General features: G+C 67.5%; 9 protein-coding genes and 2 riboswitches. Of the genes, 7 read left to right on the top strand and 2 right to left on the bottom strand.

Going from position 1 to position 12,818, the window contains the following annotated elements:
- Window positions 1-130: 130 nt before the first annotated feature.
- The 6 genes from AC07ZS_RS18055 to gcvP all read left to right on the top strand — a co-directional run bounded on the left by AC07ZS_RS18055 (window position 131) and on the right by gcvP (window position 9,138).
- The gene (locus AC07ZS_RS18055) at window positions 131-1,816 is read left to right on the top strand and encodes an electron transfer flavoprotein-ubiquinone oxidoreductase (RefSeq protein WP_494799907.1); all 1,686 of its coding nucleotides are present in this window, start codon (window positions 131-133) and stop codon (window positions 1,814-1,816) included.
- Between the two features lie 260 nt (window positions 1,817-2,076).
- Window positions 2,077-3,726, top strand: a complete 1,650-nt coding sequence (locus tag AC07ZS_RS18050) for an esterase/lipase family protein (RefSeq protein ID WP_494799906.1) — start codon at window positions 2,077-2,079, stop codon at window positions 3,724-3,726.
- A 120-nt stretch (window positions 3,727-3,846) separates the two neighbouring features.
- Window positions 3,847-4,341, top strand: coding sequence for a hypothetical protein (locus AC07ZS_RS18045; RefSeq protein WP_494799905.1), 495 nt, complete (start codon window positions 3,847-3,849; stop codon window positions 4,339-4,341).
- 31 nt (window positions 4,342-4,372) lie between these two features.
- Window positions 4,373-4,486, top strand: a riboswitch (glycine riboswitch).
- Between the two features lie 12 nt (window positions 4,487-4,498).
- Window positions 4,499-4,603, top strand: a riboswitch (glycine riboswitch).
- Between the two features lie 60 nt (window positions 4,604-4,663).
- A complete protein-coding gene (gcvT, locus tag AC07ZS_RS18040) occupies window positions 4,664-5,794 on the top strand; it encodes a glycine cleavage system aminomethyltransferase GcvT (RefSeq protein ID WP_494799904.1) in 1,131 nt (376 codons plus the stop codon).
- Between the two features lie 36 nt (window positions 5,795-5,830).
- Window positions 5,831-6,199 carry a glycine cleavage system protein GcvH gene (gene gcvH, locus AC07ZS_RS18035; protein ID WP_494799903.1) on the top strand — a complete coding sequence of 123 codons (369 nt, stop codon included), beginning with the start codon at window positions 5,831-5,833 and terminating at the stop codon, window positions 6,197-6,199.
- Between the two features lie 29 nt (window positions 6,200-6,228).
- Window positions 6,229-9,138 carry an aminomethyl-transferring glycine dehydrogenase gene (gene gcvP / locus AC07ZS_RS18030; protein ID WP_494799902.1) on the top strand — a complete coding sequence of 970 codons (2,910 nt, stop codon included), beginning with the start codon at window positions 6,229-6,231 and terminating at the stop codon, window positions 9,136-9,138.
- Window positions 9,139-9,157: 19 nt separating this feature from the next.
- Here the strand turns inward: gcvP and AC07ZS_RS18025 are convergent, their stop codons facing one another.
- Window positions 9,158-9,997 (bottom strand): Ivy family c-type lysozyme inhibitor, encoded by an 840-nt coding sequence (locus AC07ZS_RS18025; RefSeq protein ID WP_494799901.1) that lies wholly within the window; start codon window positions 9,995-9,997, stop codon window positions 9,158-9,160.
- Between the two features lie 95 nt (window positions 9,998-10,092).
- Between AC07ZS_RS18025 and AC07ZS_RS18020 the strand changes: the two genes are divergently transcribed.
- A complete protein-coding gene (locus tag AC07ZS_RS18020; RefSeq protein WP_494799900.1) occupies window positions 10,093-12,048 on the top strand; it encodes a B12-binding domain-containing radical SAM protein in 1,956 nt (651 codons plus the stop codon).
- On the opposite strand, the gene AC07ZS_RS18015 is transcribed toward AC07ZS_RS18020, so the two are convergent.
- On the bottom strand, window positions 12,045-12,674 hold the full coding sequence (locus AC07ZS_RS18015; protein ID WP_494799899.1) for a hypothetical protein: 630 nt from the start codon (window positions 12,672-12,674) through the stop codon (window positions 12,045-12,047). The genes AC07ZS_RS18020 and AC07ZS_RS18015 overlap by 4 nt on opposite strands.
- Between the last annotated feature and the right edge of the window lie 144 nt (window positions 12,675-12,818).

Here is a 12,818-nt window from a genome sequence, read left to right as displayed (position 1 = left end):
GGCCCATGTGACGGGATTGTGCTCCCTGGGCCACTAAAATCGGTCCCGACCACGACACCGGCATGACTCCATGCATTGCCGTCATGAAAATCCCCCCGGGCCCCTGGCCTGACAGAGCGAGACCCTCTACATGACTCCCGAAGAAATCCTCAGCACCTACGGCCCGCGCGAAGCCATGGAGTACGACGTGGTCGTGGTCGGTGGCGGCCCCGGCGGCTTGGCCACCGCGATCCGGCTCAAGCAGATCGCGGCCGAAAAAGGCGGCGACATCAACGTCTGCGTGCTCGAAAAAGGCTCCGAGCCCGGCGCGCACATCCTCAGCGGCGCGGTGATGGACCCCAAGGCGCTCAACGAACTGCTGCCCAACTGGAAAGCCGACGGCGCGCCGCTCAACCAGCCCGTGACCGACGACAAGCTGCTCTGGCTGACCGAAAAAGGCGCCATCGACACCCCGAAATTCCTCATCCCCAACAACTTCCACAACGAGGGCAACTACGTCGTCGGCCTGGGCAACGTGGTCAAGTGGCTGGGCCAGCAGGCCGAGAACCTGGGCGTGGAGATCTTCCCCGGCTTCGCTGCCGCCGAGGTGCTCTACAACGACGACGGCTCCGTCAAGGGCGTGGCCACCGGCAACCTGGGCGTGGGCAAGGACGGCGAGCCGACCGACAACTTCCAGCTCGGCATGGAACTGCACGCCAAGTACACCGTGTTCGCCGAAGGTGCGCGCGGCCACCTGGGCAAGCGCCTGATCGCCAAGTTCCACCTGGACGAAGGCAAGGACCCCCAGGCCTACGCCATCGGCGTGAAGGAACTCTGGGAAATCGACCCCGCCAAGCACCAGGCCGGCCTGGTGATCCACACCGCCGGCTGGCCGATGAAGGACGACACCTACGGCGGCGGCTTCATGTACCACCTGGAAGACAACAAGGTCACCCTGGGCCTCGTCACCGGCCTGAACTACAGCAACCCCTGGCTCAGCCCGTTCGAGGAAATGCAGCGCTGGAAGACGCACCCGCGCATCCGCGCCTTCCTCGAAGGTGGCAAACGCATCAGCTACGGCGCGCGCGCCATCACCACCGGCGGCCTGATGAGCCTGCCGCAGACCACCTTCCCCGGCGGCGCCCTGGTGGGCTGCGACGCCGGCTACCTCAACGGCGCGCGCATCAAGGGCAGCCATGCCGCCATCAAGAGCGGCATGCTCTGCGCCGAAGCCGCCTTCGAGGCCGTGCAGGCCGGTCGCCAGCACGACGAACTCAAGGCCTACCCCGCCGCCTTCGACAAGAGCTGGCTGCGCGAAGAGCTGGACGCCTCGCGCAACTTCAAGTCCTGGTTCAAGTACGGCAACATCGTCGGCGGCCTCATGGTCGGCGTCGAACACTGGCTGCTGCCCCGCCTGGGTTTCAAGGCGCCGCCGTGGTCGCTGCACCGCGAGAAGGCCGACCACCTCTACCTCAAGCCGGCCGCCGAGTGCGAGCAAATTGTCTACCCCAAGCCCGACGGCAAGCTCACCTTCGACCGCCTGGGCAGCGTGTTCGTCAGCAACACCAACCACGAAGAACACCAGCCGGCCCACCTCACGCTCAAGGACGCCAGCGTGCCGGTGAAGATCAATCTGGCCAAGTACGCCGGCCCCGAAGCCCGCTACTGCCCGGCCGGCGTGTACGAATTCGTGAAGAACCCCGACAACACCGACCGCCTGCAGATCAACGCGCAGAACTGCGTGCACTGCAAGACCTGCGACATCAAGGACCCGACGCAGAACATCGTCTGGGTCACGCCCGAAGGCGGCGGCGGTCCGAACTACGCCGGCATGTGAACGGCTTGCCGTTGACTGGAAAAGCCGCCTGCGGGCGGCTTTTTATTTGTTCACGCCAAACGCTCGCCAAGAGCAGAAGCCCAATCGGTACCGCCATTGCCAACCGAGCGGATGCGCTTGGATAGCATGGTGGACTGACGTTGTCTACTCCCATTTGTGGAATGGATATGGCCAGGGCTTTGTCACACACTGCCCGTCTGACCCACCTGTGTGTCATCGCTTGCCCCGCCGCCAAGCCCGCCGATCCATGAGGACAGAACATGTCAGTCATCAAGGCCCCCTATTTCCCCATCATCTATGTGCGCGGTTACGCGATGACACGGGGAGAAATCGAACAGACCACAGCGGACCCGTTCTGCGGCTTCAACCTCGGATCAACGGTTTTCCGCGCCGTGCCGGACATCAAGGCAAAACCCCGCAAGCACGTCTTTGAATCTCCGATCGTGCGGCTGGCGTCGGACTTCGGCTACAGCGATGTCTACGAAGACGGCTACGACATCGTCGACCCCGAGTGGGAAACCACAGCACAGGGCGAACCCACGGGCAACAAGCTGAATGGGCGATCCATCGTCATCTACCGCTACTACGACTCGGCCTCCGAGTTGCTGGGCGATGGCGTCACGCCGGGCATCGAAACGTTCGCGACGAGGCTCAGTGAACTGGTGGAGAGGGTCCGGTACCTGGTCTGCGTGAACCCCGCCAACCAGATGACCGAAGCGCGCTTCCGCTGCTACCTGGTCGCCCATTCCATGGGAGGCCTGGTGTGCAGGGCATTCCTGCAAAACCCCCAACTGGACACCCGCAGCACGCGCAAGCACATCGACAAGCTGTTCACCTACGCCTCGCCGCACAACGGGATCGACGTGATGGGGCAGAACGTTCCTTCCTGGCTGAGCGCGCTCGACATCAGCAACTTCAACCGCTCTGAGCGGATGAGCAGCTACCTGGATCTCAAAGCCGCCTACAAGAAGCACAAACGGGTGGACTTGGTGCCGGAGTCGACCTTCCCTTCGCGCAAGATCTTCTGCATGGTAGGTACCAACCGATCGGACTACGACACCGCCGCTGGCCTCGCACGCACCTTCGTGGGCAACGGGAGCGACGGACTGGTCCGGATCGCCAACGCCACCCTGCACGGGCTCAACGGCGATGGCAGCGTCGGTGAGCCTTGCGCCAAGGCCTTTGCGTACCGCTCCCACTCCGGCATGTTCGGCATCGTGAACAGCGAAGAGGCCTTTCAGAACCTCGCGCGTTTCCTCTTTGGCGACGTGCGTGTCGACATCTGGGTCGATCTGGAGGAGATGCGCCTCCCCAAGGGCGTGCAGACGCAGGAAGACGCCGGTCAGAGGGTCGACGCGCTGTACCAGATGGAAATGCGCGCCTCTCCGCGCGGCAAGTTCTGGTACCTCACGCGGCGGACGGCGGAGGAAGATTCCGTGGCCTGCGTGCCGCATTCCGAGTGGAAGAAGGAGCGCCAGCACTACCTCTCCAGCGTGTTTCTGGCCAATCGCGCCCGGGTCAACCCCAAGCGGCGCTCGCTCGCCTATGGCATGGAATTCGGTATCCGCGTGCCCGACTACGAAATCGAACGGCGCCTGTGGGTGAACGAACACTACGAGGGAGGCTACCTGTTCCGGGACGCCCTTATCCTGGAAATGACCAGCCCCACCAAGACGCAGCCCAACTGGACCGTCAAGTACGCCTGGCAAGGCACGGGCATCGTCAATGCCGCCACGGAGCTGCCCATCGCACCACTGGGAGACGGGCGCGTGGAGGTCCGGATTCCCTTTGATGCCCACACGGTGGACAACCAGGGCGCGGTCAAGCCATCGCACCCGGGGGCCAAAGGGCAATTGAGGTTCGTCATTTCCGCCTGGAACCCGGACATCGAGGACGACAGCGAGGAATAGGTCCGGACACCGGGCCCGTTCAGCCGCCAGCCGCCACCGCGCGGCCTCTCATGCCCGGCATTTCACCGGGACGTCACATCGCGTCGCCACAGTGCGGGCTCCTTCACACACGCTGGACCCATGCTGAACAAGACCCAGAAGGGCCGGGCCGAGCTGCGGCCGGGACAACGCCAGCTCGCCCAGCGCGAGCGCGCCCTGCTGCTGCTGGCCGACGGCCGCAAACCCGATGCCGAGCTGTTCGCCCTGTTCGAGGGCCAGGGGCCCGCGCTCGCGGCCGACCTGGTCGCGCGCGGCTACCTGGTGGACGAGCCGCCCGCACCGCCCCCCGCCGCCGCGCCGGCGGTCTCGGCCGATGCCTTCTCCGGCCCGCGCTCGGTCGCCAGCGCGCGCATGTTCCTGTTCGACCTGAGCGAGCGCATGTTCGCCCCGCGCGACAAGGCCATGGCCCAGCGCTACCGCGACGCCCTGCGCGAGGCGCGTGACGTGCGGGAGATGCTGGTCGTCAGCCGCGCCATGATGGCCGACGTGGAGCGCCTGGCCGGCAGCGAACGCGCCGACGGCATCGGCCAGCGGCTGGCCCGCCTGCTGCCCGAATCGGCCCTGGAAACGCCCTGAAACGCCGGCCCGCCCGCCGCCGTGCGATACACTCGCGCGGTCAGGAGAGAAGCCGATCCGGTCACCGGAAAGGCTCGCCGAAGGCGCAGGCGGCACCGCACACCGGGTGCCCTGAACGCTCAGGCAAAAGGACTGGCAAACACGGGCCGAAAGGCCGGTGTACCCCCCTGGAGAGAGGCCGTTCCTCGAAGCGGCCCACCGAAGGAGCAAGCGCGGCATCGCCCGCGTGAATCTCTCAGGTAAAGCGGACAGTGGGGCAGCGCACGGATGAACCGTGTTTCGCCCCCGTCGGGGCCTGCCCCCTTGCCTGAAAGCCTTTGCCGTGCCAGCTGCCGCCGCCCCGCTCCTCCAGACCCCGCTGCACAAGCTCCACCTCGAACTCGGCGCCCGCATGGTGCCCTTCGCCGGCTACGACATGCCGGTGCAGTACCCCACCGGCCTCATGGCCGAGCACCACCACACCCGCAAGGCCGCCGGCCTGTTCGACGTCTCGCACATGGGCCAGCTGCGCCTGGTCGGGCCCGACGCCCCGGCCGCCTTCGAGACCCTCATGCCGGTGGACGTGATCGGCCTGGGCGTGGGCAAGCAGCGCTACGGCCTGCTGCTCAACGACGAGGGCGGCATCATCGACGACCTGATGTTCGTCAACCGGGGGCACGACCTCTTCGTCATCGTCAACGGCGCCTGCAAGGCCGGCGACATTGCGCACATCCAGGCGCGCATCGGCTCGCGCTGCGAAGTCATCCCCCTGCCCGACCGCGCCCTGCTCGCCCTGCAGGGCCCGCTGGCGGTGGACGTGCTGCAGCGCCTCGTGCCCGGCGTCGAAAAGCTCGTCTTCATGACCGGCTCGCCCTTCCAGTGGCACGGCGCCGACCTCTTCATCACCCGCAGCGGCTACACCGGCGAAGACGGCTTCGAGATCTCCCTGCCCGGCGACCGCGCCGACCAGTTTGTGCGCACCCTGCTGGCCCAGCCCGAGGTCATGCCCATCGGCCTGGGCGCGCGCAACTCCCTGCGCCTCGAAGCCGGCCTGTGCCTCTACGGCAACGACATCGACACCACCACCACCCCGGTGGAAGCCGGGCTCAACTGGGCCATGCAGAAGGTGCGCCGCACCGGCGGCGAACGCGCGGGTGGTTTCCCCGGCGCGGCCCGTGTGCTCGCGCAACTCGACGGCAGCGAGCCCCTGGCGCGCAAGCGCGTGGGCCTGATCGCCCAGGAATGGGTGCCCGTGCGCGAAAACGTCGAACTGCAGAACACCAGCGGCGAGGTGATCGGCAAGACCTCCAGCGGCCTCATCGGCCCCAGCGCCAACAAGCCCGTCGCCATCGGCTACGTCACCCCCGAACACGCCGCCATCGGCACCAACGTGGTGGCCATGGTGCGCGGCAAGCCCGTGCCCATGCAGGTCAGCGCCATGCCCTTCGTGCCCAACCGATACTTCCGCGGTTGACCCCTTTTTGTTTCCCTCTTTTTCAGGAGCTTTTCCATGACCACCAAGTACACCGAAGACCACGAATGGATCACCGTTGACGGCGGCATCGCCACCGTCGGCATCACCGTGCACGCGCAGGACGCGCTGGGCGACGTGGTGTTCGTCGACCTGCCCGAAGTCGGCAAGACCTTCGCGCAGAAGGAAGTGGCCGGCGTGGTCGAGTCCGTGAAAGCGGCCGCCGACGTGTACATGCCCATCAGCGGCGAGATCACCGAAGTCAACGAAGCCCTGCGCGCCGACCCCTCGCTGGCCAACAGCGACCCGCTCAAGGCCGGCTGGTTCTTCAAGGTCAAGCTGTCCGACCCGGCCCAGGTCGATGCCCTGCTCGACGAAACCGCCTACAACGCCTTCGCGGCCAACTGACCCTTTCTCTTCCCGCGCCGGAGCCTCCCATGCTGATGCCGTCTGTCAAACCCCTCGGTGAACTCGAAAACCCGTCTGAATTCGTGGCACGCCACATCGGCATCGGCGAGGCCGACGAGGCCCTCATGCTCTCGGTCATCGGCGAGGCCTCGCGCCGCGCGCTGATCGACGGCATCGTGCCCCGCAGCATCGCGCGCAGCCAAGGCATGCAGCTGCCGCCGGCCGTCACCGAGGCCGCGGCACTGGCCGAACTCAAGGCGCTGGCGCAGAAGAACAAGGTCTTCAAGAGCTTCATCGGCCAGGGCTACCACGGCACGCTCACGCCCGGCGTGATCCTGCGCAACGTGCTGGAAAACCCCGCCTGGTACACCGCCTACACGCCCTACCAGGCCGAAATCTCGCAAGGCCGCATGGAAGCCCTGGTCAACTTCCAGACCATGGTGAGCGACCTCACCGGCATGGCCATCGCCAACGCCTCCATGCTCGACGAAGCCACCGCCGCCGCCGAGGCAATGACCCTGGCCAAGCGCTCGGTGAAAAGCAAGGGCAACACCTTCGTGGTGTCGGGCGACGTGCACCCGCAGATCATCGAAGTGGTGCAGACCCGCGCCAAGCCCCTGGGCCTCACGGTGAAGATCGCCCAGTCCGGCGAGGAATGGGCCGCCCTGCTCGCGGCAGACGACTACTTCGCCGCCTTCACCCAGTACCCCGCCTCCAGCGGCTGGCTGCACGACTGGACGAAAGACGCCGCCACCGTGCACGGCAAGCAGGCCGCCTTCATCGTCGCCGCCGACCTGCTCGCCCTCACCCTGCTCAAGCCGCCCGGCGAGATGGGCGCGGACATCGTCGTCGGCACCACCCAGCGCTTCGGCATGCCCATGGGTGCGGGCGGCCCGCACGCCGGCTACATGGCCTGTCGCGACGAGTTCAAGCGCTCGCTGCCGGGCCGCCTGGTCGGCGTGAGCGTGGACGTGCACGGCCAGCCCGCCTACCGCCTCGCGCTGCAGACGCGCGAGCAGCACATCCGCCGCGAAAAAGCCACCAGCAACATCTGCACCGCGCAGGTGCTGCCCGCCGTGGTCGCCAGCATGTACGCCGTGTACCACGGCCCCCAGGGCCTCAAGCGCATCGCCAACCGCGTGGCCGCCTACACCGCCATCCTCGCCAGCGGCCTGGAGCAGCTCGGCCACCGCGACACCCACCACGGCGAGCAAGGCGTGTTCGACACCCTCGCCCTGCACACCAAAGACCAGACCGACGCCCTCCTGGCCCGCGCCGTGGCCCAGGGCGTCAACCTGCGCAAGGCCTGGGGCGAGTACCTCATCGTCTCGCTCGACGAAACCACCACCCGCGACGACATCGCCCTGCTCTGGAAGATCTTCGCCAAGGACGGCCAGGCCCTGCCCGTCTTCGACACCTTCGAGAAAGGCGTTGAGCCGCTCATCCCCGCCGAGCTGCGCCGCACCAGCGACTTCCTCACGCACCCGGTGTTCAACACCCACCACAGCGAAACCGGCATGCTGCGCTACATCCGCGCGCTGTCCGACAAGGACCTCGCGCTCGACCGCAGCATGATCCCGCTGGGCTCCTGCACCATGAAGCTCAACGCCACCAGCGAGATGATCCCCATCACCTGGCCGGAGTTCGCGAACGTGCACCCCTTCGCCCCGGCCGACCAGCTGCAAGGCTACCAGCTGCTCGACGAACAACTGCGCGACTGGCTCTGCCAGGCCACCGGCTACGCCGGCATCAGCCTGCAGCCCAACGCCGGCTCGCAGGGCGAGTACGCCGGCCTGCTGGTGATCCAGGCCTACCACGCCTCGCGCGGTGAAAGCCACCGCAACATCTGCCTCATCCCCAGCAGCGCGCACGGCACCAACCCTGCCAGCGCGCAGATGGTGGGCATGCAGGTCGTCGTCACCAAGTGCGACGACAACGGCAACGTGGACATGGCCGACCTCAAGGCCAGGTGCGAACAGCACAGCGCCAACCTGGCCGCCGTGATGATCACCTACCCCAGCACCCACGGCGTGTTCGAGACCACCGTGAAGGAACTCTGCGCGCTGGTGCACCAGCACGGCGGGCGCGTCTACGTGGACGGCGCCAACATGAACGCCCTGGTGGGCGTGGCCGCGCCGGGTGAGTTCGGCGGCGACGTGAGCCACCTCAACCTGCACAAGACCTTCTGCATCCCGCACGGCGGCGGCGGCCCGGGTGTGGGCCCGGTCTGCGTGGTGGAAGACCTCGTGCCCTTCCTGCCCGGCCATGCCGCCGGCGGCCTGCCGGTGAACGGCGTGGGCGCCATCAGCGCTGCGCCGCTGGGCAACGCGGCCGTGCTGCCCATCAGCTGGATGTACATCCGCATGATGGGCGCGGAAGGCCTGCAGCACGCCACCGAGGCCGCCATCCTCGCCGCCAACTACATCAGCAAGCGCCTCGCACCGCACTACCCCACGCTGTACGCCAGCGCCAACGGCCACGTGGCGCACGAGTGCATCCTGGACCTGCGCCCGCTCAAGGACACCAGCGGCGTGATGGCCGAAGACGTGGCCAAGCGCCTGATGGACTACGGCTTCCACGCTCCCACGCTCTCCTTCCCCGTGGCCAACACCCTCATGGTGGAACCCACGGAAAGCGAAACGCTGGACGAGCTGGACCGCTTCATCGAGGCCATGATCGCCATCCGCGAAGAGATCCGGCAGGTGGAAAACGGCGTCTGGCCGCAGGACGACAACCCGCTGAAGAACGCGCCGCACACCGCCCCCAGCCTCATGAAGGCCGACTGGCCGCACCCCTATGCGCGCGACGTGGGCGCCGCCAGCGCCTCCACCCGGGCCCACGCCAAGTACTGGCCACCCGTGGGCCGCGTGGACAACGTCTACGGAGACCGCAACCTGTTCTGCAGCTGCGTGCCGCTGAGCGACTACGCAGGCGACTGAGCGCGGCGGCTCACCCCGCTCACTTGCCGCCCGGGCGCCACTCGCGGCGCCAGATCGCGTGCAGGTCGATCAACAGCGGCCCCGGCGGCTGGCCGAAGCTCCGCTGCTGCTGGTTCTGGTGCACCAGGCCGTACACGCGGCCCTGCGCCGCGTCGTACAGCAGCACCGCGTTGTTGTCGGCACAGTCGTGCGGCTTGCAGAACGCCGCCACCGTGTAGTCCACCCCGCCGATGCGCTGGCGCGAAAGATCCGGCGCCGGGCCGGTCATCTCGGCCATCCAGCCGTTGCGCGCCAGCGGCCCCAGGGCCTTGAGGTAGGCCGGCTTGAAACGCGGGTCGCGGATCAGCTCCGAGGGGTGCCGGGCCGTGCCCGGCGCCACCGGTGCGCGGGCCGCCGCCTCAGCCTGCTTCGCGGCCTTCTGGTCCGCCACCGCCTGCTCGTTCGCCGCCGCGTTGCAATGCCGGAAACGCGCCTTGCCCAGCGCGCCCAGGTTCGCCATCACCGTGCGGTCGCCGTCCAGCTGCAGGTACTGCCCCTTGCCATCGGCATTCACCAGCCCCAGCACCTCGTGCCGGCCCTGCACCTGCCCCATCAGCGCCACGCGAAATTCCGGCGGCGGGCTGTTGCCGAAATAGCTGAACGCCGAATCCAGGTTGCCCACCGTGATGCGCTGGTTACCCTGCTCGATCCGCATCTGCCGCGCCTCCACCACCACGCGGGGCGAATCGGGCCGCACGCAGTCCACCGCGTACCGGCCGCCAAAGCCGGCCATCACATCCGGCCGCAAACCCTGCGCCTGGGCCGCCGCCATCACCCCCAGAGCCCCCGCACACACCCACCACTTTCTCCACGTGTTCATGTCCGTCTCCTGCCAGGTTGGTCGTACATGCTAGGCCGACGCAGCGCCGGCGTCCACCACGCCGTAAGATCACCCCTGCCTCCCACGCCACACCCATGACCACCCACGCCCCGCGCGTGCTGAGCCTCATCCCGCCGATGACCCAGCTCAACACGCCCTACCCCTCCACCGCCTACATCACCGGCTTCCTGCGCTCGCGCGGCGTCGACGCCGTGCAGGCCGACCTCGCCCTGGCGCTGGTGCTCAAGCTCTTCACCCCCGCCGGCCTCGAAGCCGTGCGAGGCCGCGCCCTGGCCCAGCCCGAAGCCCGGCGCAGCGGCAGCGTGCACGCCTTTCTGGACCAGTTCGCCCGGTACCGCGGCACCATCGGCCCCGTCATCGCCTTCCTGCAGGGGCGCGACTCCACCCTGGCCCACCGCATCGCCGCGCGCGAACTGCTGCCCGAAGGCCCGCGCTTCAGCGCGCTGGAGGTCTACGTGGACGCCGCCCTCAGCGAGGAAGGCGGTGACCCCCTGGCCTGGGCCTTCGGCGCGCTCGGCGTGCAGGACAAGGCCCGCCACATCGCCACCCTGTACCTCAACGACCTGGCCGACGTGCTGCGCGACGCCGTGGACGAGCGCTTCGCCTTCGTGCGTTATGCCGAATCGCTCGCCAGCAGCCAGCCCAGCTTCGAGCCCATGGCCGCCGCGCTCGCCGCGCCCTTCACCCTGGTGGACGAGCTGCTGCACACCCTCACCCTCGCCACCCTGGCCCAGCACAAGCCCGACGTGGTGCTGCTCTCCGTGCCCTTCCCCGGCGCGCTCTACGCCGCGCTGCGCATCGCGCAGACCATCAAGGGCCAGAACCCGCACATCACCATTGCCCTGGGTGGCGGCTTCGTCAACACCGAGCTGCGCGAGCTCGCCGAACCCCGCCTGTTCGACTTCGTCGACTACGTGACCCTCGACGCCGGCGAACGCCCGCTGCTTGCGCTGCTGGAGTTCCTGGACCGCAAGCGCTCCCGGCAGCGGCTGGTGCGCACCTTCGTGCGCGAGCCCCACGAAACCGGCCCGGCCACGGTGAAGTACATCAACTTCGTCGAGCCCGAAGTGCCGTTTGAAGACATCGGCACCCCCACCTGGGACGGCCTGCCGCTCGACCGCTACCTGAGCCTGCTCGACATGCTCAACCCCATGCACCGGCTGTGGAGCGACGGGCGCTGGAACAAGCTCACCGTGGCCCATGGCTGCTACTGGAAAAAGTGCAGCTTCTGCGACGTGAGCCTCGACTACATCAGCCGCTACGAAACCGCGTCCGCCGCCACCCTGGCCGACCGCATCGAAGCCATCGTCAACGAAACCGGGCAGACCGGCTTCCACTTCGTGGACGAGGCCGCGCCACCCAAGGCCCTGAAAGCCCTGGCCGACGAACTGCTGCGCCGGCAGCTGCCCGTCTCGTGGTGGGGCAACATCCGCTTCGAAAAAACCTTCAGCCCCGAGCTGTGCCAACTGCTCGCCGACAGCGGCTGCATCGCCATGAGCGGCGGGCTCGAAGTGGCCAGCGACCGGCTGCTCACCCTCATGAAAAAAGGCGTGTCCGTCGAACAGGTCGCGCGCGTCACCAAAGGGTTTTCAGACGCGGGCATCCTGGTGCATGCGTACCTCATGTACGGCTTTCCCACGCAGACCGTGCAGGACACCGTGGACTCGCTCGAATACGTGCGCCAGCTGTTCGAGAACGGCTGCATCCAGAGCGGCTTCTTCCACCGGTTCTCGTGCACCGTGCACTCGCCCGTGGGGCTGGACCCGGCGGCCTATGGCATCGAACTGGTGCCGCTGCCGGAGGTGACCTTTGCCAAGAACGACATCGGCTTCATCGACCCCACCGGCGTGGACCACGACGCGCTGGGCATCGGCCTGCGCAAGGCGATCTACAACTACATGCACGGCATCGGGCTGGATGAAGATGTGCGGGCCTGGTTCAGTCACCTGCACGAGCCGGTGCCCAGGACACGGGTGAAGCGGAACTTCATCGAGCGCGCCCTGACGCGGCCCGAGACCGCTGCCCGTTAAGGCGCCGCGCTGGCCGCCTTCGCCTCGGAGAGTTTGCAGCCCTTCTTGAGGAACAGATCGGTCAGGTGCTCGCTGCGCGCCTGCGCCAGCTCGCGGGCCTGCTCCGCGTTCACCAGGCGGGTCTGCACCTGCATCATCTTCTCCACGCTGTCCTGCATGCTCGCGCGACGGGCGTCAGCGGCGGCCTGCATGGCAAAGCTCTGGATCTGACCACCGCCGGGAATCAGGCTGAGCAGGCTGCTGCCCACCGACGAGGTCACGCCGCCACCGCCCATGCCGCTGGCCTGCTTCATCATTTCGTTCTGGCTGGCCATCATGGCCGCCTGCGCCTGCTCGGCTTCGGCCCCCCGCTCCTGGCTGGTTTTCTCCAGCGCCTGGGTTTCCGCATAGATCTGCGCGCAGCTGAGTTCGCCGTCGCTCAGCTTCTTCACGTTGCGCGGCATCGGCGTCATGCCCCCCGCGCCCATCGGCATCGGTGGCAGGCCGGCCGCATCGTCGGGCTGATCAGCCAGGGCCGCTGCCCGCGCCGCTCCCACCTGCGACGCCACTTGCGCGCCAACCGCCCAAGGCGCCAGCGCCAGCAGGCCATACAGGGACAGACGGGTGATCGCAGCGGCGGGCAACATGGGGCGCTCTCTTTAGGTTGAAAGTACGTACAGCGGCGGTGAGTTTCGAGCACGGCGCTCGCGGCGTAAAGTGCCTCTGGTCATATTCACGCGGGCTGTCGAAATGGCGCGGCCTGAATCGTCGTACCAAGACACGGGCGGATG

The sequence above is a fragment of the Hydrogenophaga sp. GW456-12-10-14-TSB4 genome, from assembly GCF_059424305.1.
The sequence above is the reverse complement of the archived record's forward strand: the minus strand, read 5'-3'. Positions and strand labels throughout refer to the sequence as shown.

Bases quoted from the DNA above. Each gene is read 5' to 3' on its own strand.
- AC07ZS_RS18055 (WP_494799907.1), top strand. From the start codon at position 131: ATGACTCCCGAAGAAATCCTCAGCACCTACGGCCCGCGCGAAGCCATG.
- AC07ZS_RS18050 (WP_494799906.1), top strand. From the start codon at position 2,077: ATGTCAGTCATCAAGGCCCCCTATTTCCCCATCATCTATGTGCGCGGT.
- AC07ZS_RS18045 (WP_494799905.1), top strand. From the start codon at position 3,847: ATGCTGAACAAGACCCAGAAGGGCCGGGCCGAGCTGCGGCCGGGACAA.
- gcvH (WP_494799903.1), top strand. From the start codon at position 5,831: ATGACCACCAAGTACACCGAAGACCACGAATGGATCACCGTTGACGGC.
- gcvP (WP_494799902.1), top strand. From the start codon at position 6,229: ATGCTGATGCCGTCTGTCAAACCCCTCGGTGAACTCGAAAACCCGTCT.
- AC07ZS_RS18025 (WP_494799901.1), bottom strand. From the start codon at position 9,997: ATGAACACGTGGAGAAAGTGGTGGGTGTGTGCGGGGGCTCTGGGGGTG.
- AC07ZS_RS18020 (WP_494799900.1), top strand. From the start codon at position 10,093: ATGACCACCCACGCCCCGCGCGTGCTGAGCCTCATCCCGCCGATGACC.
- AC07ZS_RS18015 (WP_494799899.1), bottom strand. From the start codon at position 12,674: ATGTTGCCCGCCGCTGCGATCACCCGTCTGTCCCTGTATGGCCTGCTG.